We start from the raw sequence: 25,427 nt of genomic DNA, 5'->3' as shown, positions 1-25,427 counted from the left end.
CGGGACGGCGCGGTTCGGTGACGCCCCGCGCCGGGTCGTAGGATCGCTGCTGTGACTGGGGCGGACGGACACACCGACAGCAGCGAGGTCATGGCGGACGGCCTGGACCGGCTCTGGACGCCCCACCGGATGACCTACATCTCCGGCGAGGACCGGCCCGAGGGCGGGTACGAGAAGCCGAGCGGCTGCCCGTTCTGCCTCGCGCCCGGCCGGCCCGCGCCGGAGAGCCTCGTCGTGGCGCGCGGCGAGCACGTCTTCGTGGTGCTCAACCTCTACCCGTACAACCCGGGGCACCTGCTGGTCTGCCCCTACCGGCACGTGGCCGACTACACCGACCTCGACGGCCCGGAGACGGCCGAGCTGGCCGCGTTCACGCAGACCGCCATGCGGGTGGTCCGCAAGGTCAGCAGCGCGCACGGCTTCAACCTGGGGATGAACCAGGGCGGCGTGGCCGGCGCCGGGATCGCCGCGCACCTGCACCAGCACGTGGTGCCCCGGTGGGGCGGTGACGCCAACTTCATGCCGGTGATCGGCCGCACCAAGGTCCTGCCGCAGCTGCTGGGCGACACCCGCGACCTGCTGGCCCGCGCCTGGCCGTCCTGACACCCGGCGCGATCTTCTCCCTCCGGTCGGCCGGAGGTGACAGGATGCGTCGATGGCAGTCATGACGCGGACGCTGGGTCGCAGCGGCATCGAGGTGAGCGCCCTCGGCATGGGGTGCTGGGCGATCGGTGGCCCGTGGGCGGAGGGGCTCCAGCCGCTGGGGTGGGGCGTCGTCGACGACGACGAGTCCGTCCGGGCGGTCCGCCGCGCGCTCGACCTCGGCGTGACCCTCTTCGACACCGCCGACACGTACGGGGCGGGGCACTCGGAGCGGATCCTCGGGCGGGCCCTCGCCGGCCGGCGTGACGAGGCGGTCGTCGCCACGAAGTGGGGCTACACGTTCGACGAGGCGGCCCGCCAGGCGACGGGCGAGGACGCGTCCCCGGCGTACCTGCGGCGGGCGGTGACCGACTCGCTGCGCCGGCTCGACACCGACCGCATCGACCTCTACCAGCTGCACCTGGGCGACCTTCCGGTCCCGCGCGCGGAGGCCCTGATCGGCACGCTGGAGGACCTGGTGGCCGACGGGCTGGTGCGCGCGTACGGATGGAGCACCGACCGGGTGGACCGGGCCGCCGCGTGGGGTCAGACGGCCCGGGGCGCCACCGCCGTGCAGCACACCCTGTCGGTGCTGCGGGACGCCCCCGAGCTGCTTGCGGTCTGCGACAAGTACGACCTCGTCAGCGTCGCCCGGTGCCCGCTCGGGATGGGCCTGCTCACCGGCAAGTACACGACCGGCTCCACGCTGCCCCGGGACGACCTGCGCGGGCACGCGCCCGGCTGGCTGGAGTGGTTTCGAGGCGGCCGACCGGCGCCGGAGTGGCTGCGCCGGGTGAGCGCCGTCCGCGCCGCGCTCACCGCCGACGGCCGGACCCTGGCCCAGGGCGCGCTGGGCTGGATCTGGGCGCGCAGCGACCGCAGCGTCCCGATCCCCGGCTGCCGTACGGTCGCCCAGGTCGAGGAGAACGTGGCGGCGCTGGCCCGTGGCCCGCTCCCGCCGGACCAGTTCGCCGAGGTGGAACGCCAGCTGGCGGCTCTGCGGGCGGCGGCCCTCCGCGAAGCCGACCGCCCCTACTGGCCCAGCCCCACCCTCCCCACCGCCCGACCCTGACCACCCCGTTGCGGGGCTCAACGCGCGGGGTCTTCTGCGTTGATCATGAAGTTAGCGGCCAAATCTGTCCGATTTGTCTCCGCTAACTTCATGATCAACGCGTCGGGGGGGAGGGGGGGGAGGGGGGAGGGGGAGGGGGAGGGGCTTAGGTGTGTTCCTTGCGGATTTGGTCGGCCAGGTGGGCGGGCATGGGTTCGTAGCGGACGAACTGGCGGCGGAAGGTGCCGGTGCCGGAGGTCATCGAGCGCAGCTCCACCGCGTACCGGAGGAGTTCGGTCGCCGGCACCTCGGCACGGACCAGCGTGCGGCCCTCGGCCGTGGTGTCCGGTTCGGTGCCCAGCACCCGGCCGCGCCGGCCGGACAGGTCGCCCATCACCGCGCCCACCGACGAGTCGGGCACCCGGATGACCACCTCGTCGACCGGTTCCAGCAGCGCCGGCTGGCCCCTCTCGGCCGCGTCCTTCAGCGCCAGGGCCCCGGCCGTCTGGAACGCCGCGTCGGAGGAGTCCACGCTGTGCGCCTTGCCGTCGAACAGCGTCACCCGCAGGTCCACCACCGGGTAGCCGGCGACCAGGCCGCGCTCCATCTGGGCGCGGACCCCCTTCTCCACCGACGGGATGTAGTTGTGCGGCACCGCGCCCCCCACCACCCGGTCGACGAACTCGAAACCGGCGCCGCGCGGCAGCGGCGCCACTTCGATGTCGCAGACCGCGTACTGGCCGTGGCCGCCGGACTGCTTGACGTGCCGGCCGTGCCCCTTGGCCGACCCGGTGAACGTCTCGCGCAGCGCCACCCGCACCGGCTCGGTGTCCAGCTCCACACCGCCGGTGCGCAGCCGCTCCAGCACCACGTCCGCGTGCGCCTCGCCCATGCACCACAGCACCAGCTGGTGGGTCTCCGGGTTGCGGTCCAGCCGCAGCGTGGGGTCACCGGCCACCAGCCGGGCCAGGTTGCGGGCGAGCGCGTCCTCGTCGGAGCGGCTGCGGGCCACGATCGCCACCGGCAGCAGCGGCTCCGGCATCTCCCACGGCGCGATCAGCAGCGGGTCCTCCTTGGCGGAGATGGTGTCACCGGTCTCCGCGCTGCCCGACTTGGTGATCGCGCAGATGTCGCCGGCCACGCAGAGGCCCACCTCCCGCAGGGTCGCGCCGAGCGGCGAGTAGATGTGCCCCACCCGCTCGTCGGCGTCGTGGTCGGGGTGGCCCCGCTCGGCCATGCCGTGCCCCGAGACGTGCACGGTCTGCTCCGGGCGCAGCGTGCCGGAGAACACCCGTACCAGCGAGACCCGGCCGACATGCCGGTCGATGGTCGTCTTGACGACCTCCGCGACCAGCGGGCCGTCCGGATCGCAGGTGAGCGGCGGCCGGGGCGCACCGTCCACGCCGGTCACCGCCGGCACGTCGTGCTCCAGCGGCGACGGGAAGCCCGCGGTGAGCACCTCCAGCAGCGCGTCCAGCCCCACCCCGGTCTCCGCGCAGACCGGCACCACCGGGTAGAAGTGGCCGCGCGCGACCGCCTTCTCCAGATCCTCGACGAGGATGTCGGTGCCGATTTCCTCACCCTCGAGGTACCGGTCCATGAGGGTCTCGTCCTCGCTCTCGGCGATGATCCCCTCGATCAGTTCGTTGCGGGACTCGGCGATCGCCGGCAGGTGCTCCGGGTCCGGCTCGCGCACCTCCGCCGGCAGGCCGCCGGTGTAGTCGAAGACCCGCCTCGTGATAAGCCCGAGCAGGCCGACGGTGGAGATGCCGTCGTCACCGAGCATCGGCAGGTAGAGCGGGAGCACGTTGTCGCCGAAGACCCGCTGGCAGAGCGCCACCGCCTCGTCGAAGTCCGCGCGCGGGTGGTCCAGCCGGGAGACGGCGACCGCCCGGGGCATGTCGACGGCGGCGCACTCCTCCCACAGCGCGGCGGTCGCGGCGTCCATCCCGTCGACCGCGGAGACGACGAAGAGTGCGGCGTCGGCGGCCCGCAGCCCGGCCCGCAGCTCACCGACGAAGTCGGCGTACCCCGGGCTGTCCAGCAGGTTGACCTTGATCCCGTCGTGGGTCAGGGGCGCGCAGGCCAGGCTCACCGAGCGCTGCTGGCGTACGGCGGCGGGGTCGTGGTCGCAGACCGTGGTGCCGTCGGTGACGCTCCCGGCGCGACCGATCGTGCCGGTCGCGGCGAGCAACGCCTCGACCAGGGTCGTCTTGCCGGCCCCGGAGTGGCCGACGAGCACCACGTTGCGGACCCTGCCGGGGTCGGTCACCACCGGCGCGCCGCCGGTGACCCCCTTCTCCTGACTCTTCTGCGCCATGGGGCGCACCTCCCTCAGCCGGTGGTTGGTGGCGACCGCCGCGCGCGACGGGGTGCGGCCCGGGGCGGGTGCGCGGCGATATCCTCCGGTGGTCTGCTGCCAAGCGGGAACGGGACGGGCGGACCGGTGAGCTGGCTCACCTTTCCTGGGTCGATCAGACACCCGATGACCGGGCCGCACAAGCCTCGCCGCGCGGGTCACCTGACCGGCCGTATCGCCGCTGGCCCGGCGACCGTTATCGTGGGACCGCCATGGCGAAGATCTTCCAAGTGACGGCCCGCGCGGGCATGACCCGCATCGTCGAACCGCTCGCGCGCCGACTGCTGCGCGCGGGCGTCACCCCCAACGCGGTCACCGTGACGGGCACCCTCGGGGTGCTCGTCGGCGCGCTCGGCTTCGGCGCCCGCGGCCACCTCGTCGCCGGAGCGTTGATCGTGACGGTCTTCGCGCTGACCGACCTGCTCGACGGGACGATGGCCCGCATGAGCGGCGGCTCCACCCGGTTCGGGGCGTTCCTCGACTCGAGCATGGACCGGATCGCCGACAGCGCCGTCTTCGGCGCCGTGGCCTACTACCTGGCCACCGAGGGCGACCACGCCGGTGTCGCGGCGGCCCTGCTCTGTCTGGCCGCGGGCAGTCTCGTCTCCTACGTAAAGGCCCGCGCCGAGGGGCTCGGCATGACCTGCAACGTGGGCATCGCCGAGCGCACCGAGCGACTACTCATCGTCGGCGTCGGCGGCCTGCTCGCCGGCCTCGGCCTGCCGGTCGCGCTGCCCATCGCGCTCTGGCTGCTCGCCGCCGTGTCGATCTTCACGGTCGGGCAGCGGATGGCCCACGTGTACCGGCAGTCCCAGCAGGTCCCCACCGCGTCGGGCGGGCAGGGGTGAGGGCCGTGCGGGGCCGGCGCCGGTGACCCTCACCGAGCTGGCCTACCTCGCCGGGTGGCGCGCCGTCCGCGCGCTGCCCCGGCCCGTCGCGGCCGCGGCCTTCCGGGCGGGCGCCGACCGCGCCCACCGTCGCGGCGGCCCGAGTACGGCCCGACTCCGCGCCAACCTGCGCCGCGTCGTCGGCCCCGAGATGCCGGAGGCCGAGCTGGACGAGCTGGTCCGCGCCGGCCTGCGCTCCTACGCCCGGTACTGGCTGGAGGCGTTCCGCCTGCCGGCGCTGAGCCGCGCGGAGATCCTCGCCGCCTTCCGGCTGGACGGTGAGGACGTGCTGGCGGCCGACGTGGCCGCCGGCCGGGGCGCGGTCGTGGCGCTGCCGCACGCCGGCAACTGGGACGCCGCCGGCGCCTGGGTCGCGGCGATGGGCTGGCCGATCACCACCGTCGCCGAGCGGCTCAAGCCGGAGGGCGTCTACCGGCGTTTCCTCGCCTTCCGGCGGAATCTCGGCATGGAGATCCTGCCCACCCAGGGTGGGGAGCGGCCCGCCTTCGACGTGCTGGTCGACCGGATCCAGGCCGGTGCGATCGTCCCGCTCCTCGCCGACCGGGACCTCTCGGCGCGCGGCGTCGAGGTGAACTTCTTCGGCGCCCGCACCCGGATGCCCCCCGGTCCGGCGTTGCTCGCGCTGCGCACCGGCGCGCCCCTCTACGTGGCATCGATGTGGTACGAGCCGGACGCCGCGCACGCCTCGATCGAGGGGCCGGTGCCGGTGCCCGGCCCGGAGGAGGGCCCGCTGGACGCGCGGGTCCGGGCCCTGACACAGCGGGTCGCCGACGGTCTGGCGGCGGGCATCGCCCGCCATCCGGAAGACTGGCACATGTTGCAGCGGATGTGGTTGGACCAGCAGCACGCCGCCACGACCGGCGTGGCCCAGCCCTCGCCGGCAACCGGACAGGCCTGAGGGAAAGGGCGCCAACGTGCGAATCGGCATCGTGTGCCCGTACTCCTTCGACGTACCGGGCGGCGTGCAGAACCACGTGATGGACCTCGCCGAGGCGCTGATCGGCCTCGGGCACGAGGTGAGCGTCCTCGCCCCGGCCGACGAGGACTCGCCGCTGCCGCCGTACGTCGTGCCGGCCGGGCGGGCGGTGCCGCTGCCGTACAACGGCTCGGTGGCCCGGATCGCCTTCGGCCCGGTCTCCACCGCCCGGGTCCGCCGGTGGATCATCCGGGGCGACTTCGACGTGCTGCACGTGCACGAGCCGCTGACGCTCAGCCTGTCCATGCTCGCCGTGCTCTCCGCGCGGGGGCCGGTGGTGGCCACGTTCCACACCGCGATGACCCGCTCCCGGGTACTCGCCGCCGCGCAGGGCGTGCTCCAGATCGTGCTGGAGCGCATCACCGCCCGGATCGCGGTCAGCGCCCTGGCCCGCAAGGTGCAGGTCGAGCACATGGACGGCGGGGCGGTGGAGATCCCGAACGGGGTGGCCGTCGCGAAGTTCACCGACGCCGAGCCGCTGCCCGGCTGGCCGGGGGAGTGCGCACCGGGACGGGGCGGCACGATCGGCTTCCTCGGCCGGTTCACCGAGGCCCGCAAGGGCTTCCCGGTGCTTCGGGACGCGTTCGTGCACCTCGCGTCCGAACGCCCCGGGCTGCGGCTGCTGGTCGCGGGGCCCGGTGACTCCGACGACCTGTACGAGAAGTTCCCGGCCGAGCTGCATGACCAGATCACCTTCCTCGGCCTGGTCTCCGAGGCGGACAAGGCCCGGATGCTGCGCAGCGTCCACCTCTATGTGGCGCCGAACACCGGCGGCGAGTCGTTCGGGATGATCCTCACGGAGGCGCTCGCGGCGGGGACGACGGTCGTCGCGAGTGATCTGGACGCCTTCCGCCGGGTGCTCGACGGCGGCCGGGCCGGCCGGCTGTTCCGCACCGGCGACCCGTCGGCACTGGGGACCGCCCTCGCCGACCTGCTCGACGACCCGGAGACGCGGGCCACGCTGACCGCCTGCGGCGACCAGGTGGTGGCGAATTTCGACTGGCCCGTGGTTGCCCGCCGGGTTCTGGAGGTATACGCAGCGGCGATCGAGGCCACCGACGGTCGGGTCATCGACCAGGAATGGGTGGGGCTGGGCTGACCGGTGGGGCCGGTGGTGCGGGGGAGGCCGGCGGTCGGCCGGCCGTGGCCGGCGGAGACGGGAACGGAGCGACACTACGATGCCGGGCATGTGGTGGGCGGTGGGCGCGACGCTGGTCGTCGGGCTGCTGGCGGCGTACCTCGTCTGGACCGCCGGACGGGTTCGGCGCCTGCAGGCGCGGGCGGAGTCGGCGGCCCGGGCGCTCGACGCCCACCTGCTGCGCCGCGCGGCGGCCGCCGCGGTCCTCGCCGAGCGCCGCTACGGTGTCGAGCTGTACGCGGCCGCGCGGATCGCGCTGGATGCCCGCCCCGACGAGCGTGAGGCGGCCGAGAACGACCTCACCCGCCAACTGCGCGCGGTTCAGCTCGATCCGGGCGATCCGGACGCGGAGGCCGTGATCGCCGCGAGCCGTCGGCTGGCGTTGGCCCGGCAGGTGCACACCGACCTGGTCCGTGACGCCCGGGCGGCGCGGGGGCGACCGCTGGTGCGTCTGTTACGGATGGGGCGACGGCAGCCCTGGCCGCGGTACTTCGACATCGACGATCCGACGCTGACCGCACCCGCCGACGTCCCCGCCGGCTGAGCGCGCGACACCTCCCGGCCCGTGACGGCTGCCACACAGCAGGCCACCGTGGGTCTGATTGGCTGTCGGACGCGCGTTCACCCCGTCGTAGCATCTCCGCAGCCACCCTCCCAGCACGTCTCTAGGAGCGATGACCCGTGCCCGAAACCACCTCCCCGAACACCACTGCCACCCCCGTGACCGGCACCGCCCGCGTCAAGCGCGGCATGGCCGAGATGCTCAAGGGCGGCGTGATCATGGACGTGGTCACCCCCGAGCAGGCCAAGATCGCCGAGGACGCCGGCGCCGTCGCCGTGATGGCGCTGGAGCGGGTGCCCGCCGACATCCGCGCCCAGGGCGGCGTCTCCCGGATGAGCGACCCGGACATGATCGACGGCATCATCAACGCCGTCTCCATCCCGGTGATGGCCAAGGCCCGGATCGGCCACTTCGTCGAGGCGCAGATCCTGCAGTCCCTCGGTGTGGACTACGTCGACGAGTCCGAGGTGCTGACCCCGGCCGACTACGAGAACCACATCGACAAGTGGGCCTTCACCGTCCCCTTCGTCTGCGGCGCCACCAACCTGGGCGAGGCGCTGCGCCGGATCACCGAGGGGGCGGCCATGATCCGCTCCAAGGGCGAGGCCGGCACCGGTGACGTCTCCAACGCCACCACCCACATGCGCAAGATCCGCAAGGAGATCCGCCGGCTCCGGTCGCTGCCGGCCGACGAGCTGTACGTCGCCGCCAAGGAGCTGCAGGCGCCGTACGAGCTGGTCAAGGAGGTCGCCGAGACCGGCAAGCTGCCGGTGGTGCTGTTCACCGCCGGTGGTATCGCCACCCCGGCCGACGCCGCCATGATGATGCAGCTCGGCGCCGAGGGCGTCTTCGTCGGCTCCGGCATCTTCAAGTCCGGCAACCCGGCGCAGCGTGCCGCCGCGATCGTCAAGGCCACCACCTTCCACGACGACCCGGACGTGCTGGCCAAGGTCTCCCGCGGCCTCGGCGAGGCGATGGTCGGCATCAACGTCGACGAGACCCCGCAGCCGCACCGCCTGGCCGAGCGCGGCTGGTGAAGGAAGGGCCCCTGCTTAACGCCTCCGGTAGAGAAGGGGCCCCCTCTTAACGACTGCGGAAGGAGTGAACGTGACGGCACCCGTGATCGGTGTGCTCGCCCTCCAGGGCGACGTCCGGGAGCACGCCGACGCCCTGGCCGCCGCCGGAGCGGACGCCCGACCGGTCCGCCGCCGCGAGGAGTTGGACGCGGTCGACGGCCTGGTCATCCCGGGCGGCGAGTCCACCACGATCAGCAAGCTGGCCGACATCTTCGAGCTGCGCGAGCCGATCGACAAGCGCGTCGCCGGTGGCATGCCGGTCTACGGGTCCTGCGCCGGCATGATCATGCTGGCCGGTGAGGTGCTCGACGGCCGGCCCGACCAGCGCGGCTTCGCCGGCATCGACATGACCGTCCGGCGCAACGCGTTCGGCCGCCAGGTCGACTCGTTCGAGGCGCTGGTGGAGGTCACCGGCGTCGACGGCGGGCCGTTCCACGCGGTGTTCATCCGGGCGCCCTGGGTGGAGCGCGTCGGTGCGGGCGTCGAGGTGCTCGGCACGGTGACCGAGGGCCCCGCCGCCGGGCGGATCGTCGCGGTCCGGCAGGGCAACCTGCTGGCCACCTCGTTCCACCCGGAGCTGACCGGCGACCGGCGCCTGCACGCGTACTTCGTGAACCTCGTCCGCACCGCCCGCTGACCCCGCCCGACCCGCCCGCGCGCCGGCGCTCGTCGATCAAGAGGTTTGCGGGGCCGCGCCTCTCGATCGACCCGAGCGGGTGATCGACCGGGCGGGTGGGCGGGGGCTCAGCCTGCGACGGCGCGCAGGCGGCCGGGTACGCGGCCCAGGAGCTTGTCCAGCCGGGCGGCCGTGGCCGCGTCCGCCGGCACGTGGGTGATCAACCACTGGTCGCCCGTGTCGCCGACCGTCAGGGTCTCGTAGGCCAGCCGTAGCGGCCCGACGTGCGGGTGGCGCAGCTCGCGTACCCCGTGGTGCGCCGCCGGCACCGGACGCCGCCGCCACCGGTCGGCGAACGGCGTGCCCACGGTCCGGACCAGCCGGTCGGCGAACTCGTCGGTCGCCGGATCGCCCTGGCGCAGCCGGTGCAGCTCGGCGACCTGGTGGTCGGCCGTTCCGGCCCAGTCGGCGAACGCCTCCCGGGCCCGTTCGTCGGTGAAGACGTACCAGGTCAGGTTGGGGCGGGAGCCGTCGAGCAGACCCAGCGGCCGGGCGACCCGGTCGAAGGGGTCGTTCCACGCCAGGACGTCGCCGAGCCGGTTGGCCAGGTGCGCCGGCGCGTCGCGGAAGGCGTCGAGCAGCGCGCGGACGGACGGCCGCACCGTACGCGTGACCGCGGTCCTCCCGCGCGGGCAGAGCTGCCTGCTGTGGTGGGCGGCCGCGAGCTGGCGGAGGTGTTCGCGGTCGGCGTCGTCCAACCGCAGCGCGTCGGCGAGCGCGGCGAGGATCTCCGGCGACGGGCGGGTGTCGCGGCCCTGTTCCAGGCGGGTCAGGTACTCCACGCTCACCTGCGCGAGCGTCGCCAGCTCGGCGCGGCGCAGTCCCGGCGTCCGGCGCCGGGGCCCCTCGGGAAGGCCGACCCGTCCGGGCGGGAGCGCTTCCCGCCGGCTGCGCAGGAACGCGCCGAGCTCTCCGTCCATCACCGGCCCAGTCTGACACCGGACACCCGACGAAGCCTGTCCCTGCCGGGGCCACCCTCGCGCCGGCCTCCCCACCCAGCCGCCCCGGCGCGAGGCTCAGGTCATGCAGAACACACAGACCTCCGCGCCGGTCCGGATCGGCGTGATCGTGGGCAGCACCCGACCGGGCCGGCGCGGCACCGCCGTCGCCGGCTGGGTGACCCGGGTCGCGTCCCGGCACCCGGCCGTTCGCGACGGCGACGCCGCCGTCGAGCTGGTGGACCTGGCCGAGCAGGACCTGCCGCTGCTCGACGAGCCGGTGCCGGCGTTGTTCGGCGACTACCGCAACCCGCACACCCGGCGCTGGGCGGGCGTGGTCGGCGGGTACGACGCCTTCCTGTTCGTCACCCCGGACTACAACCGGTCCGTCCCGGCCGCGTTGAAGAACGCCGTCGACTACCTGTACGCCGAGTGGAACGGCAAGGTCGCCGGGGTGCTGACCTACGGCGTGCAGGGCGGCACCCGGGCCGGCGACCACCTCCAGACCGTCCTCGGCGAGGTGCGGGTCGTGGTCGTACCGACGCGGGTGGCCCTGGGGCTCTTCACCGATTTCGACTTCTCCGGCGCGGCGCCGGATGACCCGACCCACCCGGCCCGGCTCGCTCCCGAGGACGGGCGGGAGCAGTCGCTCACCACCATGCTCACCGAGATCCTGACCTGGACGGCCGCGCTGCGGGTCGCGGCGGACCGCCGGCCCGAGCTGGTGGGGTGAGCGGTGGAGACGATCGTCATCCAGTACCGGGTCCGTCCCGAACACGTCGGGACGCACCTGGCCCTCCTGCGTGCCGTCTACGCCGAGTTGTCCCGGACCCGGCCGGCCGGGCTGCGCTTCGTGACGCTGCAACTCGACGACGGGCGCAGCTTCGTCGACATCGCCCTGGCCCCGGAGCTGCCGGGACCGCTGCCGCAGCTGGAATCGTTCCGCCGGTACCGCGCCGGGCTGGAGGACCGGTGTGCGGAGCGGAGCACCTCCGGATTCACCGAGGTCGGGTCGTACGGCTTCGGGGAATGACCACCCGGCCCGCCCCGTTGTGCCTGTTCGGGCCGCACGGGGCGGGCCGGCGGCGTGCGGTGCGTGACATCCACCCGCGGCCCGCCGGTAGGATTGCCGAGATTCGGCAGGGCCATCTGCCCGCCACGGCTTCCACCAGAGCTGACCGGCACTCTCCGCGTGCGCCGGCGGGAGCGGGGGCGAGTGCGGTGCGGTCGATGCAGACGGCGGGTAGCAACGGAGGTAACTGATGTCCGGCCACTCAAAGTGGGCGACGACCAAGCACAAGAAGGCGGTCATCGACGCCAAGCGCGGCAAGATGTTCGCCAAGCTGATCAAGAACGTCGAGGTGGCGGCGCGCACCGGCGGCGGCGACCCGGCCGGCAACCCGACCCTCTACGACGCGATCCAGAAGGCCAAGAAGAATTCGGTCCCCAACGACAACATCGATCGCGCGGTCAAGCGGGGCTCCGGCCTGGAGGCCGGCGGCGCCGACTACCAGACGATCATGTACGAGGGCTACGGCCCGAACGGCGTCGCGCTGCTGATCGAGTGCCTCACCGACAACCGCAACCGCGCCGCCACCGAGGTGCGTACCGCGCTGACCCGCAACGGCGGTTCGTTCGCCGACGCCGGCTCGGTGTCGTACATGTTCTCCCGCAAGGGCGTGGTCATCGTCCCCAAGGCCGGCACCAGCGAGGACGACGTGATGATGGCCGTCCTGGACGCGGGCGCCGAAGAGGTCAACGACCTCGGCGAGGCGTTCGAGGTGGTCTCCGAGCCGACCGACCTGATCGCGGTCCGCACCGCGCTGCAGGACGCCGGCATCGAGTACGAGTCGGCCGAGTCCTCGCTGATCCCGAGCGTCAACGTCCCGCTGGACGAGGAGGGCGCCCGGAAGATCTTCAAGCTGATCGACGTCCTGGAGGACTGCGACGACGTGCAGAACGTCTACGCGAACTTCGACGTCAGCGACGAGATCATGGCCGCCGTCGGCTGAGCCGCCGCCGGGAGCGCTTCGCGCCGGGCCCGCGCCATCGGTGGTGCCGGGCCCGTTTCGCGTCCGCGTCAGCCCAGCGTCTCCCGGGAGCGCCAGGCCGTGCCGATCGAGGTGCGGCCGTTGGTACGCAGCAGCGAGCCCTCGTACACCCGGGCTCCCGCGGCCAGGAACGCGGCGGCGGTGACCAGCAGCAGGGCCAGCGACACCAGCGGTTCCCAGCCGGCGGCGTCACCGGTGAACAGCCGCAGCGGCATCGCCGTCGGCGCGGAGAACGGCAGGTAGGACATCACCCGCATGGCGGTCGCGTTGTCGTTGAGGAAGATGACCGCGAAGAACGGCACCATCACGGCGAGCTGCACCGGTGTGGACACCCCGCCGATGTCCTCGAGCCGGTTGACCAGGGCCCCGGCCGCCGCCCACATGGCCGCGATCAGCACGAAGCCCAGCAGGAAGAACGGCAGGAACCACCCGATCGCGGGCGCGAGCAGCGAGAGCAGCCCGCCGCTGTCGCCGAACGTCATGCCGGCGACCGTGACCAGGGCGACCAGGGCGATCTGCCCCAGCGCCAGCAGGGTCCCGGCGACCAGCTTGCCGGCCAGCAGTGCCCGGACCGGCACCGCGGCGACGAGGATCTCGACGATCCTGGTCTGCTTCTCCTCGATGATGCTCTGCGCGATCTGCACGCCGAAGGTCTGTGACGTCACGAAGAAGACGAACGCGAAGGCGAACGGCACCAGGAACGCCACCGCCGGGTCCACCGCGTCGGGGTTCAGCAGCCGCACCGGCGGCTGGGTGCTCAGGGCGGTCACGACGTCGTCGGGCGCCTCGTCCATCGCGAGCACGGTCGGGCCGGACACGACGGCGGCGTCCACGTCGCCGTCGCGGACGGCCTGCTCGGCGGCGCGGTCGTCCGGCAGCGTCCGTACCTCGAGCCCCGCCGCGCGCAGCGGACCGGCCACCGCCTCGGTCGCGGCCACGGTGGACGGACCGCCGGAGAGCAGCGGCGGCAGGATCGTCGCCGCGGCGGCGATGAGCAGGAAGAACAGCGTGCTGATGAGGAAGGTCCGGTCGCGCAGCTTGACCCGGACCTCCCGGACGGCGACCAGGCGGGTGGCCTGCAGGGTGTTCACTGGGCGACCTCTCGGAAGATCTCGGTGAGGGAGGGGCTGACCGGGCGGAACGCGCGGACCGGGCCGCGGGCGAGCGCCGCGTGCAGCACCGGCTGCTCGTCGGTGCCCGGCGGGAGGTCGAAGACGGCGCGGGCGCCGTCCAGGTCCACCAGGGTCACCCCCGGCTGGTCGCGGAGCCAGCCGGCGTCGGTCTCCACCACCAGCTCGTAGCGGGGCGAGGTGTACGTCGAGCGCAACTGCTCGCGGCTACCGGCGGCCCGGATCACGCCGCCCGCGATGATCACCAGGTCGTCGCAGAGCCGTTCCACGACGTCGAGCTGGTGGCTGGAGAAGAGCACCGGTGCGCCGGTCGCGGCGCGCTCGCGCAGCACGGCGACGACCGTGTCCACGGCCAGCGGGTCGAGGCCGGAGAACGGCTCGTCGAGCACCAGCACCTCGGGGTCGTGCACCAGCGCGGCGGCGATCTGGGCGCGCTGCTGGTTGCCCAGCGAGAGCGTCTCCAGCAGGTCGTCGCCGCGTTCGGCGAGGCCGACCCGCTCCAGCAGCACGTCGGTGTTGCGGCGGGCCGCCGCCGTGGTCATCCCGTGCAGCCGGCCCAGGTAGGTCACCTGCTCCCGGACGCTCATCTTCGGGTAGAGGCCGCGTTCCTCCGGCATGTAGCCGAAGCGTCGGCGGTCCTCCCGCGTCAGTGGTCTGCCCTGCCAGGTCACCTGACCGGCGTCGGCGGCGAGCACGCCGAGGATGATCCGCATGGTGGTCGTCTTGCCGGCGCCGTTGCCGCCCACGAAGCCGGTCATCCGCCCGGCCGGCACCTCGAAGGACACGTTCTGGAGCACCCGACGGTCGCCGAAGCTGCGGTCGACACCGTCGAGACGGAGGACGTTCGTCACGGCGGCCACGCTAGGTCACCGGGCGCCGTCCGCCGTCCGTCCACGGGCTGAGCCTCCGGATCCCCCGCGGGACGGACCGGAGATCATCCGCGGGGGCGTACCACCCCGTGCTCGTACGCGAAGACCACCGCCTGGACCCGGTCGCGCAGGCCGAGTTTGGTCAGCACCCGGCTGACGTGCGTCTTCACCGTCGCCTCGCCCAGGTGCAGGCCGGCGGCGATCTCCGCGTTGCTCGCGCCCCCGGCGACCAGGACCAGCACCTCCCGCTCCCGGGGGGTGAGGCCCCGCAGCGCCTCCTCCGGTGCCGTCCCCGCCGTGGCCGCGGCGCCGGAGCGGGCGAAGGTGGCGATCACCCGCCGGGTGAGCTCCGGGGCGATGAGCCCCTCGCCGCGGGCCACCACCCGGATCGCTTCGACCAGCGCCTCCGGAGTGCCGTTCTTGAGCAGGAACCCGCTCGCCCCGGCGCGCAGCGCGGTGAACAGGTAGTCGTCCCGGTCGAAGGTGGTGAGGATCAGCACCGCCGGCCCGCCCGACTGGTCCGCGTCGGCGGTGATCCGCCGGGTGGCCTCCAGCCCGTCGACGCCGGGCATCTCCACGTCCATCAGCACCACGTCCGGGCGCAGCGCCCGGGTCATGCCCACCGCCCGTTCGCCGTCCGCGGCCTCCCCGACCACCTCGATGTCGTCCTCCACCTCGAGGATGACCCGGAACCCGGTGCGGACCAGGTGCTGGTCGTCGGCGAGCAGCACCCGGATCGGCCGGTCGGCCGTCGCCTCGGCGCTCATGCCGGGCGCTCCGCCGGGGCGGGCAGCGGGAAGCGGGCCCGTACCCGCCAGCCGCCGCCGGCGCGTGGGCCGACCTCGAGCACACCGCCGTGGGTGGCGACCCGCTCGCGCATCCCGACCAGGCCCATCCCGCCGGGATTGGGCGGGCCGGTGGGCCGTCCGTCGTCGGTCACGTCCACCTCCACGTCGTGCGCCAGGTGACGGATCCGCACGTCCAGCACGGTCGCCCCGGTCGCGTGCTTCAGCGCGTTCGTCACCGCCTCCTGCACCACCCGGTACGCGGCCTGGGAGACCGACTCCGGTAGCGGCACCGGGTCCCCGTACACCCCGAGGCTGGCCCGGAGCCCCGCCTCCCGGGCCCGGTCGACCACCGCGGTGACCTGGTCGATCCCGGCGGGCTGCTCGACACCCACCGGCTCGCGGTCGCGGGCGCGCAGGACGCCGAGCATCCGGCGCAGCTCGTCCACCGCCGTGCGCGCCGACTCCTCGATGGCGCTCAGCGCGGCGCGGGCCTTGGTCGGGTCCCGGTCGAGGACCCGGCGGGCGGCGGCCGCCTGCACGCCCATGACCGACACGTGGTGGGCGACGACGTCGTGCAGTTCCCGGGCGATGCGGACCCGCTCGCCGACGACGGCGTGCTCGCGGACCTCGGCCTGCGACCGGCGAAGTTCCTCGGCCTGGGTACGGAGGTCGTGCGACCGGCGGGCGGCCAGCCAGGCGGTCTCCCCGAAGACGTACGCGAACCCGAAGAACAGGCCGTTGAGCAGCACCCCGTTGACCATCATCGCGATCACCGGGGGGACCGGCCCGACGGCGCCGGCGAACGCGTCGGGCGGGATGCGGGCGACACTGATCGCGTACGAGACGCCGAGCCAGACGAACATGGCGGCGATCACGCCGATCCGCAGTCGCCGTGCGAGGCGGCGGTCCCGGCCCCACGCGCCGAGCGTGTAGAGGGCGGCGAAGAGCGCGCCCGAGGTCACCTGGAACTCCGGTGCGGCACGGGCCTGCCCCGCGATGAACGCGCCGGAGACGACCAGCGTGACCGTGGCGGGGAAGCGTCGCCGCCAGATCAGCGGCAGAGTGGCCGCGACGGTCCAGAGGACCTGCTCCGCCACCGACGGAGGCGGGCCCAGGACGAACGCCCCGGTGCTGCGGGCGAGGGTGAGGCTGACCAGGGCGAGCACGGTCACCGCCAGCCCCACGTAGACGTCGCGCCGCTGCTGCTCAGGCGTCGGCCCGGGCCGCCGCCAGTCCTCACCCGCCGCCGTGCTCATTCTGGTCAGGATCTCATCCATCCGGTCGGTGCCCGCCCGGAACCCCACCTGGCCGCCGCGCCGGCCGACGGGCGGGGCGGCACGGCGTTCGCCCGGTCGGTGTGATCCACTCCGTGCCGCCGGCATCGCGTGATCTACGGCGGCGGGACACCGCGATGCCGCCGGCATCGAGTCGATCATGCGCCGCCGGGACCGGGTGTGTCAGCGGCGGGCACGTAGCGCCTTGACCACGCTGTCGACGACGTCCCAGAGCACGACGGCCACGGTGCCGATCGCGACGCCGTTCGCGAGCGTCTCGAGATTGTCGCCGTCGCGCAGCCACGGAATGTGGGCGACGAACTCGGGGTTGAACAGCCGGTCGGTGAGCAGCAGCCAGACCGCCGGCACCGCGAACGCCAGGTGCAGCAGGGCGTTGAGCGCGACGAGGGGCCAGGTCCAGCGGCCGACGCGGTACTTGGTGATCTCCAGGCCGGCGCTGACGACCAGCACCGCGAGGAGGACCGGGAGCCAGGACGTCCACAGTGCGGGGTCGAGGATCGCCAGGCGGTCACCGTCGGCCGGGACCAGCGTCTGGAAGTGCTGCCAGACGAGGAACGCGGCGGTCAGGACCAGGGCGACGAGCGAGGCGCACGTGTCGGTGAGCGGGACGTCCCGCTCGACGGGCTCGTCGGGGAGGTCGTCGACGGTCCAGCCGGGCAGGTTCAGCGGGGTGCCCAGCCGTTCGAGCACCGCGAAGACCAGCGTCACCCAGAACGCGATCTGCACGGCGGTCTGGAAGGCCGCGACGATGCCGGCCCCGATGGCGCCGCCCGGGTTGTCGCCGGCGGTGGCCTCCACGACGCCGACGACCACGCCGACGATGCCGGGGATGATGCTGAGCAACGTGACGAGCAGCCGCTGCCAGGCCAGGTAGTAGGTGGGGCCGATGAGTTGGAGCCGCCGGTCGGCGTACCGGGCGGCGAGCTGCGCCGGGTCGCCCAGCTCGGTGAGCACCTCCCGCTCGGCGGAGGCGGTGTCCTCCCCGGCGGCTGTCCGGCCCTCGATCATGTCCTCGATCGAGGCGCGCAGCTCGGTGGCGATCTCCCCGCGGCGCGCGGCGGGCACCGAGCGCAGGGTCGCGGCGACGTAGCGGTCGGTCAGGGCGGTCATCGGTCCACTCCTTCGAGCAGGGCGGTCATGGAGGTCTGCACGGCGGACAGGTCGGCGAGGAGCCGGTCGAGGACCGCCTCGCCGTCGGGGCTGGTCCGGTAGAACTTGCGCGGCCGACTCTCCTCGGTGTTCCACTCGCTGGTCAGCAGCCCCTGGTCCTCGAGGCGGCGCAGCAGCGGGTAGAGCGTGTTGGCATCGACGGGAAAGCCGTGCTCGGTCAGGCGTTGCAGCAGCGCGTAGCCGTAGTCGGGGCGGCGCAGGACGACGAGGCTCGCCACCACGACCGTGCCCCGGCGCAGCTCCTGGAGGTGGGTCCGGAGGATCTCTTCGCTGACCATGCATCACACGCTACTGTGCGCCACACACTATTGTCCAGCCGGACATCATTGTGCCCAGGTGACTGCGGGGTGGCGGTGCTTGCACCGCCCTGTGACACTGACCCGGCGACCGGCCGGACGCGCGTGGATCCCCTCGGGACAGCTCGGCCGGACTTCAGCGGGGAAAGGTGTCATGACCAGCTATTTCTCGTCCGGCCGTGCCCGGACCAGCACACTTGCCATGGCGGTGGCAGCCGCCCTCCTGCCCGCCGGTGCCGCGGAGGCGGCACCGCGCGGGAGCACCACCATCGACCGTCCGGCCCCAGCGACCGCGTTCTGGTCGGTGGAGACGTATCCGGGCATCACCCGGGAGCAGGCCCTCGCCGACAACCAGCCCGCCGTCGGCGGTGACAGCCCACTGACGCCCGTGGGCCTCGGCTGGGAGCAGGACGCCCGGCTGGTCGGGGGAGAGGCGTCCGCGTTCGACGGCGCGTCGTCGTACCTGTCCGCGTCGCCCACCACGTTGGACAGCGCCGGCACCTTCTCGGTCGCCGCCTGGGTCCGCCTCACCGACGCGTCCGTCAGCCGGGACTTCGTCAGCAAGGCCGGTTCGCGGCACGCCACGCTCTCCGTGGGCTACGACAAGGCCTCCAACCGGTGGCAGGTCCGGATGCCGACGAAGACCGGGAAGGGCGCCAAGTGGTCGGTCGCCCGGTCCACGTCGGCGCCGCGGGTCGGCCTCTGGACCCACGTCGCGGTGGTCCACGACGCCGCCGCGCGTACCCTCACCCTCTGGGTTGACGGCGTCGCCGAGGCGACCAAGTTCCGGGTGACCGCCGTCAACCACCCCGCCGGCGAGTTCCGGCTGGGTCGTGGCGACGCCACCTGGTGGCGGGGCAATCTGGCCGACGTGCGGGTGTACGACCGGACCCTCGTCGCTCAGGACTTCACCGGCTGGCGCGCCTCCGACCCGGGGTCCGGCGGCTTCGACGAGCCGGGCCTCCTGCGGCCGGTCCAGGTCGGCAAGTGGAACTTCGAGAACGCGATTCCGTGCTACGACGAGTCGATCGACGACCCCACCCTCTGCTCCGCGCCCGACAGCACCGCGTTCGACCGTCAGCTCTACCTGACCCAAGGGTCGTATGTCGACGCCGGGCGGCAGGGCAGCGTCCTCGCACTGGACGGGACGCACTGGATCGACGACCCGTCGGATCCGCACTACGGCGAGACCACCCGGGAGTACGCCCGCAGCCAGGCCAACCGGGGTGAGCCGGGCAACCCGGTCTGGGCGGACGCGCCGGTGCTGCGTACCGACCAGTCGTTCACCCTCGCCACCTGGGTCCGGCTCGACCCGTCCCGCGGCGCGCAGACCGTGGTGTCGCAGGACGCGGCCGGCGGTCACGCGTTGCGCCTCGGCTGGGAGCCGGTCGACGGCGGACGCTGGACCCTCGTGGTTCCGGCGGACGGCGCCGGCGCGCCCGGCGGCGCCGCCACGGAGGCGACCGCCCCGGCGGCCGACGCCGACCTGTGGCACCACCTGGTCGTGGTGCTCGACGCCGCCCACCGGCAGGTGCTGCTCCACGTCGACGGCACCCTCGTCCGCACGGTGGCGCTGGACGCCGCCGGGCAGCCCCGGCAGGCAACCGGTTCCCTGGTGGTCGGGCGCGTGAGCACCGCGGCCGGCCCCGAGGGGTGGCTCTACGGCCAGGTGGACGACCTGGGCGCGTACCAGGGCGCGATGAGCTCGGCGGACGTGGCGGCACTCTTCGTCGCCCAGCGGGTCTGACACCCGGCGAGGGCGCGGGCATCCCGGCGGTGCCCGCGCCCTCGCCGGCCGCGTCCTGGCCGCCCCCGCCGGCCGGGCCCTCGCCGGCCGCGGCGAGATGCGGACCACCTCCGGCGCGGACGGTGGAGGCCGTCAGCCGGCGTCGGTAGGGTAGGTCGGTCGACTCCGACACCGCTTGATCCACAACCCGGGGGGCGCCACGCATGGGCGATTCGTTCGCGCATCTGCACGTGCACACGGAGTACTCGATGCTCGACGGTGCCGCCCGGCTCAAGGACCTCTTCGCCGAGGTCAGCCGCCAGGGGATGCCGGCGGTCGCGATGACCGACCACGGCAACATGCACGGCGCGAACGACTTCTACAAGCAGGCCATGGCCGCCGGCGTGAAGCCGATCCTGGGCATCGAGGCGTACGTGGCGCCGGAGTCGCGGTTCCACAAGCAGCGGGTGCGGTGGGGCCGCCCGGAGCAGAAGAGCGACGACGTCTCCGGCAGCGGCGGCTACACGCACATGACGATCTGGGCGCGGAACAAGGCCGGCCTGCACAACCTGTTCAAGCTCACCAGCCGGTCGTACACCGAGGGTTTCTTCGTCAAGTGGCCGCGGATGGACGCGGAACTGCTCGCCGAGCACGCCGACGGCCTGATGGCGACCACCGGCTGCCCCTCGGGTGAGGTGCAGACCCGGTTGCGGCTGGGCCAGTACGACGAGGCGTTGAAGGCCGCGGCCAGGTACCAGGAGATCTTCGGGAAGGACAACTACTTCCTGGAGATCATGGACCACGGCATCAGCATCGAGCGCCGGGTGCGCCAGGAGCTGATGGAGATCTCCCGCAAACTGGACATCCCGCCGGTGGTCACGAACGACTCGCACTACACGCACGAGTCGCAGGCCGAGGCGCACGACGTGCTGCTCTGCGTGCAGACCGCGGCGAACGTCGCCGACCCGAACCGGTTCCGGTTCGACGGCAGCGGCTACTACATCAAGTCCGCCGAGGAGATGCGCGGCGTCGACACGTCCGACCTCTGGCTGGAGGGCTGCCGCAACACCCTGCTGGTCGCGGAGAAGGTCGACCCGGCCGGCATGTTCGAGTTCCACAACCTCATGCCGCGTTTCCCCGTGCCCGACGGGGAGACCGAGGAGTCCTGGTTCCGCAAGGAGACGTTCGCCGGCCTGGCCCGCCGCTACCCGCAGGGCATCCCGGAGGGGCACGTCAAGCAGGCCGAGTACGAGTTGGGCGTCATCATCCAGATGGGCTTCCCGTCGTACTTCCTCGTGGTCGCCGACTTCATCCAGTGGGCCAAGAGCCAGGGCATCGCCGTCGGTCCGGGCCGTGGCTCGGCCGCCGGCTCGCTGGTCGCTTACGCCCTCGGCATCACCGACCTGGACCCGATCCCGCACGGCCTGATCTTCGAGCGGTTCCTCAACCCCGAGCGGGTCTCGATGCCGGATGTCGACATCGACTTCGACGACCGGCGTCGCGGCGAGGTCATCCAGTACGTCACCGAGAAGTACGGCGAGGACAAGGTCGCGCAGATCGCCACCTTCGGCACGATCAAGGCGAAGGCCGCGATCAAGGACTCGGCGCGGGTGCTCGGCTATCCCTACGCGGTGGGAGACCGGATCACCAAGGCGATGCCGCCGGCCGTCATGGGCAAGGACATCCCGCTGACCGGCATCTTCGACGCGAAGCACCCCCGCTACGCGGAGGCCGGCGAGATCCGCGGGCTGTACGAGTCGGACCCGGACGTCAAGAAGGTCATCGACACCGCGCGCGGCATCGAGGGGCTGATCCGGCAGACCGGTGTGCACGCCGCCGGCGTCATCATGTCCGCCGAGCCGATCATCGAGCACATCCCGCTGATGCGGCGGGACGCCGACGGGACGATCATCACGCAGTTCGACTACCCGACCTGCGAGTCGCTCGGGCTGCTGAAGATGGACTTCCTCGGCCTTCGCAACCTGACCATCATCGACGACGCGGTCAGGAACATCGAGCTCAACCACGGCACCAAGCTCGACCTGCTGGCCCTGCCGCTGGACGACAAGCCCGCCTACGACCTGCTGGCCCGCGGCGACACGCTGGGCGTGTTCCAGCTCGACGGTGGGCCGATGCGCTCGCTGCTACGGCTGATGAAGCCGGACAACTTCGAGGACATCTCGGCCGTGCTGGCGCTGTACCGGCCCGGTCCGATGGGCGTCGACTCGCACACCAACTACGCGCTGCGCAAGAACGGGCTCCAGGAGATCACCCCGATCCACCCGGAGCTGGAGGAGCCGCTGCGGGAGATCCTGGCCCCCACCTACGGCCTGATCGTCTACCAGGAGCAGGTGCAGCGCGCCGCGCAGATCCTCGCCGGCTACAGCCTCGGCCAGGCCGACCTGCTGCGCCGGGCGATGGGCAAGAAGAAGAAGGAGATCCTGGACAAGGAGTTCATCCCGTTCCGGGACGGCTGCCGCGAGCGCGGCTACTCCGACCAGGCGATCCAGGCGGTGTGGGACGTCCTGGTGCCGTTCGCCGGCTACGCCTTCAACAAGGCGCACTCCGCGGCGTACGGGCTGGTGTCGTACTGGACCGCGTACCTGAAGGCGCACTACCCGGCCGAGTACATGGCGGCGCTGCTCACGTCCGTCGGCGACGACAAGGACAAGATGGCGCTGTACCTGTCGGAGTGCCGCCGGATGGGCATTCAGGTCCTGCCGCCCGACGTCAACGACTCGGCCGGGCCGTTCACCCCGGTCGGCCGGGACATCCGCTTCGGCCTCGCCGCGATCCGCAACGTCGGCGCCAACGTGGTGAGCGCGATCATGCGTTGCCGTGACGAGAAGGGCGCGTACGCCGACTTCTACGACTTCCTGTCCAAGGTGGACGCGGTGGTCTGCAACAAGAAGACCATCGAATCGCTGATCAAGGCGGGTGCGTTCGACTCGCTGCGGCACCCGCGCAAGGGGTTGCTCGCCGTGCACGCCGATGCCATCGACGCGTACGCCGACGTGAAGCGCAAGGAGGCGGTCGGCCAGTACGATCTGTTCGGCGCCGGTTTCGGCGACACGGACGCCCCCGCCAGCACCACGGTGATGCCGACCATCGCCGAGGGGGAGTGGGACAAGCGGGACAAGCTCGCCTTCGAACGCGAGATGCTCGGCCTGTACGTCTCCGACCATCCGCTGTTCGGCCTGGAGCACGTGCTCGGCGCGGCGGCGGACTGCACGATCGCCGCGCTCTCCGAGGAGGGCACCGTCCCGGACGGCGCGGTGGTGACCCTCGCCGGAATCCTCTCCGGTGTGCAGCGCCGGGTCACCAAGCAGGGCCGCGCGTGGGCGTCGGCCACGCTGGAGGATCTCGCCGGCGGCGTGGAGACGCTGTTCTTCCCCAACACCTACGAGGTGATCGGGCAGTACATCGCCGAGGACGCGATCGTGGTGGTCAAGGGGCGGGTCGACCGCCGCGACGACGTACCGCGGATCATGGCGATGGACATGTCGATGCCGGACATCAGCAGCAACCCGGCCAACAAGCCGGTGACGCTCACCATCCCGGTGCACCGGTGCACGCCGCCACTGGTGGAACGCCTCAAGGAGACGCTCGTGCTGCACCCCGGCGACACCGAGGTGCACGTCAAGCTGCTCAACGGCGGCAAGGTGACCACGCTGCGGCTCGGCCCGTTCCGGGTGGCGGCCACCACCGCGCTGATGGGTGACCTGAAGAGCGTCCTCGGCCCGGCCAACGTCAGCTGACGGCGGCCGGCCCCCAGCTCGGCTATCATTCGACGCAGATCGATAGGCCGGGGAGGGCGAGATGGCTGCTCGTCGAGCCCGGGGCGCCCGGCCCGCCGCGGGCGGGTCGTCGGCGCGCGGGTGGGGCCGGCTCTCCGACGGGGTGGTGCAGGCCCTCATCGGAGCCGCCGCGGTGGTGCTGGCCGCCGTGATCGCCGGCGGGGTGGCACTCCACACGGCCCGGCAGCAGCCGCCGAGCGGGTCGGAGGAGGCATCACCCAGCGCCAGCACCCCGCCCGGTCCGTCCGTTCCGGCCGGCGGGCCTGGGTCCGGCGGTCCTGACCCGGCAGCGACGCCCACACCGTCGGGCTCACGCATCCCGACCAACCTGGTTCTGGAACCCACCAGCGTCCGGGTCGGTGACACGGTGACGGTCACCGGCACCGGCTTTCCCGCCCTGACGGAGGTAACCGTCAGCCAGGGCTCCGACCTGACCCGCAACGTGGTCACCCGAACGGACGGGTCCTTCGTCATGACGTTCGTCGTCACACCGGGGATGTGCTGCGGCCCGAAGATCGTGTTCGCCATGGCCGGCAGCAGTCGTGCCCTGCAGGACGTGCGGATCGAGAGGTGACCCGGCGCGGGCCAGCAGCGCGTGATTGGTCCTCCTCGGGCCGCCGTCGCCCGGTTAGCGTCGGTGAGGTGGAGATCGAGAAGGCGCAGCAGCTCTGGCAGCCCCAGCCCGGCTGGTTGAACACGGCCACCTACGGATTGCCGCCGGACCCGGCGTGGGAGGCGTTGCAGGAGGCGCTGGCCGGCTGGCGGGTCGGGCGGATGGCGTGGGAGAGCTGGGACATCGCCACGTCACGGACCCGCGCCGCGTTCGCCCGGCTGGTCGGGGTGGCCGTCGCGGACGTGACGGTCGGCAGCACCGCGTCGCAGCTGGTAGCGCCCGTGGCGGCGGCGCTGCCGGCGGGCGCGACCGTGCTGGTCCCCGAGGTCGAGTTCACCTCCAACCTCTTCCCCTGGCTGGTGCAGGAGCAGCGCGGGGTCCGCGTCCGCACGGTCCCGCTGGCCGGTCTCGTCGACGCGATCGACGCCGACACCGACCTCGTCGCGTTCAGCCTGGTGCAGTCGTCCGACGGGACGGTGGCCCCGTACGAGGAGATCGTGGCCGCCGCCCGCGCGCACGGCGCCCTCGTGGCGGTCGACGCCACCCAGGCCTGCGGTTGGCTCCCGTTCGACGCCTCCCGGGCCGACGCGGTGGTGGTCGCCGCGTACAAATGGCTGATGGCCCCGCGCGGCGTGGCCCTGGCGTACTACGCGCCGGAGCTGCGCGACCGGATGCGCCCCGACGCCGCCTGCTGGTACGCCGGTGCCGACCCGCACGCCGCCTACTACGGGCCGCCGCTGCGGCTGGCCGACGACGCTCGGCGTTTCGACATCTCCCCGGCCTGGTTCAGCTGGGTCGGCGCCGCCCCGGCCCTGGAGCTGCTGGCGGAGATCGGGCTGCCGGCGGTGCACGCCCACGACGTGGCGCTGGCCAACCGGTTCCTCGCCGGCCTGGGCCGGCCGCCGGGCGACAGCGCGATCGTCACCGTGGAGGTGCCGGGCGCGCAGGAGAAGCTGGAACGGGCCGGCGTGCGGGCGGCGGTCCGGGCCGGCCGGGTCCGGGCGTCCTTCCACCTGTACTCCACGACGGACGACGTCGATCTGGCCCTCGACGCCCTCGCGGGGTGACCACCCCGGCCGCCACGTAGCGTCCACGGCCGCCGGCACGCCCGGCGCGCTGCGCCCTCGCGCCGCGGGCACGTCGTGCACGCTGCGTCCACGCGCCGCGGGCACGTCGTGACGGGTTGCCGGCGTGGGATGTGGGCGGCCCACGCCGGCACGGCCGGGAGCGCACACAGTCACCGTCCTCGATGACCCGGCCGGCGGTCGAGGTGGCTGTCGGGCCCGGTTCCGGGCCGGGGATTATGTGGGCCGTCAACATGGCTGCGTTCGGCGGCCCGGCCGTAGGTTTCCTGCACGCGACGGCC

General features: G+C 73.0%; 23 protein-coding genes. 15 read left to right on the top strand and 8 right to left on the bottom strand.

Features of this window, described 5'->3' with window-relative positions:
* The first annotated feature begins 90 nt into the window (after positions 1–90).
* Both GKC29_RS23125 and GKC29_RS23120 read left to right on the top strand, forming a co-directional pair.
* Positions 91–603, top strand: coding sequence for an HIT domain-containing protein (locus tag GKC29_RS23125; protein WP_196255946.1), 513 nt, complete (start codon positions 91–93; stop codon positions 601–603).
* A gap of 52 nt (positions 604–655) precedes the next feature.
* On the top strand, positions 656–1,714 hold the full coding sequence (locus tag GKC29_RS23120; RefSeq protein WP_155332815.1) for an aldo/keto reductase: 1,059 nt from the start codon (positions 656–658) through the stop codon (positions 1,712–1,714).
* Between the two features lie 145 nt (positions 1,715–1,859).
* Here GKC29_RS23120 and GKC29_RS23115 read toward each other — a convergent pair whose 3' ends face one another.
* Positions 1,860–4,013, bottom strand: a complete 2,154-nt coding sequence (locus GKC29_RS23115; RefSeq protein WP_155332814.1) for an elongation factor G-like protein EF-G2 — start codon at positions 4,011–4,013, stop codon at positions 1,860–1,862.
* A 251-nt stretch (positions 4,014–4,264) separates the two neighbouring features.
* Here GKC29_RS23115 and pgsA point away from each other — a divergent pair, with 251 nt between their 5' ends.
* The 6 genes from pgsA to pdxT all read left to right on the top strand — a co-directional run bounded on the left by pgsA (position 4,265) and on the right by pdxT (position 9,349).
* Positions 4,265–4,900, top strand: coding sequence for a phosphatidylinositol phosphate synthase (gene pgsA / locus GKC29_RS23110; RefSeq protein WP_155332813.1), 636 nt, complete (start codon positions 4,265–4,267; stop codon positions 4,898–4,900).
* Between the two features lie 22 nt (positions 4,901–4,922).
* Positions 4,923–5,858: a phosphatidylinositol mannoside acyltransferase gene (locus tag GKC29_RS23105; protein WP_155332812.1), complete on the top strand. Its 936-nt coding sequence runs from the start codon at positions 4,923–4,925 to the stop codon at positions 5,856–5,858.
* Between the two features lie 16 nt (positions 5,859–5,874).
* Positions 5,875–7,035 carry a glycosyltransferase family 4 protein gene (locus GKC29_RS23100; RefSeq protein WP_155332811.1) on the top strand — a complete coding sequence of 387 codons (1,161 nt, stop codon included), beginning with the start codon at positions 5,875–5,877 and terminating at the stop codon, positions 7,033–7,035.
* A gap of 88 nt (positions 7,036–7,123) precedes the next feature.
* Complete coding sequence (locus tag GKC29_RS23095) at positions 7,124–7,618, top strand: hypothetical protein (protein WP_196255694.1); 495 nt, start codon at positions 7,124–7,126, stop codon at positions 7,616–7,618.
* Between the two features lie 137 nt (positions 7,619–7,755).
* Positions 7,756–8,673, top strand: a complete 918-nt coding sequence (gene pdxS / locus GKC29_RS23090; protein ID WP_155332809.1) for a pyridoxal 5'-phosphate synthase lyase subunit PdxS — start codon at positions 7,756–7,758, stop codon at positions 8,671–8,673.
* Positions 8,674–8,743: 70 nt separating this feature from the next.
* On the top strand, positions 8,744–9,349 hold the full coding sequence (pdxT, locus tag GKC29_RS23085; protein ID WP_155332808.1) for a pyridoxal 5'-phosphate synthase glutaminase subunit PdxT: 606 nt from the start codon (positions 8,744–8,746) through the stop codon (positions 9,347–9,349).
* 107 nt (positions 9,350–9,456) lie between these two features.
* Here the strand turns inward: pdxT and GKC29_RS23080 are convergent, their stop codons facing one another.
* Entirely contained in the window at positions 9,457–10,308 is an 852-nt protein-coding gene (locus GKC29_RS23080; protein ID WP_230689101.1) for a helix-turn-helix transcriptional regulator, read from the bottom strand.
* 103 nt (positions 10,309–10,411) lie between these two features.
* Between GKC29_RS23080 and GKC29_RS23075 the strand changes: the two genes are divergently transcribed.
* From GKC29_RS23075 to GKC29_RS23065, 3 genes are all read left to right on the top strand, one after another.
* Positions 10,412–11,059: an NADPH-dependent FMN reductase gene (locus tag GKC29_RS23075; protein WP_155332806.1), complete on the top strand. Its 648-nt coding sequence runs from the start codon at positions 10,412–10,414 to the stop codon at positions 11,057–11,059.
* Between the two features lie 3 nt (positions 11,060–11,062).
* Positions 11,063–11,359, top strand: a complete 297-nt coding sequence (locus GKC29_RS23070) for a hypothetical protein (protein ID WP_155332805.1) — start codon at positions 11,063–11,065, stop codon at positions 11,357–11,359.
* Positions 11,360–11,588: 229 nt separating this feature from the next.
* The gene (locus GKC29_RS23065; RefSeq protein WP_155332804.1) at positions 11,589–12,338 is read left to right on the top strand and encodes a YebC/PmpR family DNA-binding transcriptional regulator; all 750 of its coding nucleotides are present in this window, start codon (positions 11,589–11,591) and stop codon (positions 12,336–12,338) included.
* Positions 12,339–12,406: 68 nt separating this feature from the next.
* Here GKC29_RS23065 and GKC29_RS23060 read toward each other — a convergent pair whose 3' ends face one another.
* From GKC29_RS23060 to GKC29_RS23035, 6 genes are all read right to left on the bottom strand, one after another.
* On the bottom strand, positions 12,407–13,468 hold the full coding sequence (locus GKC29_RS23060; RefSeq protein WP_155332803.1) for an ABC transporter permease: 1,062 nt from the start codon (positions 13,466–13,468) through the stop codon (positions 12,407–12,409).
* Positions 13,465–14,358: an ABC transporter ATP-binding protein gene (locus GKC29_RS23055; protein ID WP_155332802.1), complete on the bottom strand. Its 894-nt coding sequence runs from the start codon at positions 14,356–14,358 to the stop codon at positions 13,465–13,467. The genes GKC29_RS23060 and GKC29_RS23055 overlap by 4 nt, the downstream gene beginning before the upstream one ends.
* 83 nt (positions 14,359–14,441) lie before the next feature.
* On the bottom strand, positions 14,442–15,143 hold the full coding sequence (locus GKC29_RS23050; RefSeq protein ID WP_155332801.1) for a response regulator transcription factor: 702 nt from the start codon (positions 15,141–15,143) through the stop codon (positions 14,442–14,444).
* The gene (locus GKC29_RS23045; RefSeq protein WP_155332800.1) at positions 15,140–16,420 is read right to left on the bottom strand and encodes a sensor histidine kinase; all 1,281 of its coding nucleotides are present in this window, start codon (positions 16,418–16,420) and stop codon (positions 15,140–15,142) included. The genes GKC29_RS23050 and GKC29_RS23045 overlap by 4 nt, the downstream gene beginning before the upstream one ends.
* Before the next feature lie 201 nt (positions 16,421–16,621).
* The gene (locus tag GKC29_RS23040; protein ID WP_155332799.1) at positions 16,622–17,569 is read right to left on the bottom strand and encodes a permease prefix domain 1-containing protein; all 948 of its coding nucleotides are present in this window, start codon (positions 17,567–17,569) and stop codon (positions 16,622–16,624) included.
* Complete coding sequence (locus GKC29_RS23035) at positions 17,566–17,907, bottom strand: PadR family transcriptional regulator (protein ID WP_155332798.1); 342 nt, start codon at positions 17,905–17,907, stop codon at positions 17,566–17,568. Before GKC29_RS23035 ends, GKC29_RS23040 begins: the two co-directional genes overlap by 4 nt.
* Before the next feature lie 172 nt (positions 17,908–18,079).
* On the opposite strand from GKC29_RS23035, the gene GKC29_RS23030 reads away from it, so the two are divergent.
* The 4 genes from GKC29_RS23030 (at position 18,080) to GKC29_RS23015 (ending at position 25,128) form a co-directional block, all read left to right on the top strand.
* A complete protein-coding gene (locus tag GKC29_RS23030; RefSeq protein WP_196255693.1) occupies positions 18,080–19,672 on the top strand; it encodes a LamG domain-containing protein in 1,593 nt (530 codons plus the stop codon).
* Positions 19,673–19,875: 203 nt separating this feature from the next.
* Positions 19,876–23,409, top strand: coding sequence for a DNA polymerase III subunit alpha (dnaE, locus tag GKC29_RS23025; RefSeq protein ID WP_155332796.1), 3,534 nt, complete (start codon positions 19,876–19,878; stop codon positions 23,407–23,409).
* Positions 23,410–23,470: 61 nt separating this feature from the next.
* A complete protein-coding gene (locus GKC29_RS23020; RefSeq protein WP_155332795.1) occupies positions 23,471–24,022 on the top strand; it encodes a hypothetical protein in 552 nt (183 codons plus the stop codon).
* Between the two features lie 68 nt (positions 24,023–24,090).
* Positions 24,091–25,128, top strand: coding sequence for an aminotransferase class V-fold PLP-dependent enzyme (locus GKC29_RS23015; protein WP_155332794.1), 1,038 nt, complete (start codon positions 24,091–24,093; stop codon positions 25,126–25,128).
* Positions 25,129–25,427 lie beyond the last annotated feature (299 nt).

This window comes from Micromonospora sp. WMMC415 (assembly GCF_009707425.1).
In the GTDB taxonomy this organism is placed as follows: domain Bacteria; phylum Actinomycetota; class Actinomycetes; order Mycobacteriales; family Micromonosporaceae; genus Micromonospora.
This window is presented reverse-complemented; position numbering and strand designations above follow the sequence as displayed.

Bases quoted from the DNA above. Each gene is read 5' to 3' on its own strand.
- pgsA (WP_155332813.1), top strand. From the start codon at position 4,265: ATGGCGAAGATCTTCCAAGTGACGGCCCGCGCGGGCATGACCCGCATC.
- GKC29_RS23080 (WP_230689101.1), bottom strand. From the start codon at position 10,308: ATGGACGGAGAGCTCGGCGCGTTCCTGCGCAGCCGGCGGGAAGCGCTC.
- GKC29_RS23120 (WP_155332815.1), top strand. From the start codon at position 656: ATGGCAGTCATGACGCGGACGCTGGGTCGCAGCGGCATCGAGGTGAGC.
- GKC29_RS23035 (WP_155332798.1), bottom strand. From the start codon at position 17,907: ATGGTCAGCGAAGAGATCCTCCGGACCCACCTCCAGGAGCTGCGCCGG.
- GKC29_RS23050 (WP_155332801.1), bottom strand. From the start codon at position 15,143: ATGAGCGCCGAGGCGACGGCCGACCGGCCGATCCGGGTGCTGCTCGCC.
- GKC29_RS23045 (WP_155332800.1), bottom strand. From the start codon at position 16,420: ATGAGCACGGCGGCGGGTGAGGACTGGCGGCGGCCCGGGCCGACGCCT.
- GKC29_RS23075 (WP_155332806.1), top strand. From the start codon at position 10,412: ATGCAGAACACACAGACCTCCGCGCCGGTCCGGATCGGCGTGATCGTG.
- GKC29_RS23020 (WP_155332795.1), top strand. From the start codon at position 23,471: ATGGCTGCTCGTCGAGCCCGGGGCGCCCGGCCCGCCGCGGGCGGGTCG.
- GKC29_RS23115 (WP_155332814.1), bottom strand. From the start codon at position 4,013: ATGGCGCAGAAGAGTCAGGAGAAGGGGGTCACCGGCGGCGCGCCGGTG.
- GKC29_RS23040 (WP_155332799.1), bottom strand. From the start codon at position 17,569: ATGACCGCCCTGACCGACCGCTACGTCGCCGCGACCCTGCGCTCGGTG.
- GKC29_RS23095 (WP_196255694.1), top strand. From the start codon at position 7,124: ATGTGGTGGGCGGTGGGCGCGACGCTGGTCGTCGGGCTGCTGGCGGCG.
- GKC29_RS23125 (WP_196255946.1), top strand. From the start codon at position 91: ATGGCGGACGGCCTGGACCGGCTCTGGACGCCCCACCGGATGACCTAC.
- GKC29_RS23065 (WP_155332804.1), top strand. From the start codon at position 11,589: ATGTCCGGCCACTCAAAGTGGGCGACGACCAAGCACAAGAAGGCGGTC.
- dnaE (WP_155332796.1), top strand. From the start codon at position 19,876: ATGGGCGATTCGTTCGCGCATCTGCACGTGCACACGGAGTACTCGATG.
- GKC29_RS23030 (WP_196255693.1), top strand. From the start codon at position 18,080: ATGACCAGCTATTTCTCGTCCGGCCGTGCCCGGACCAGCACACTTGCC.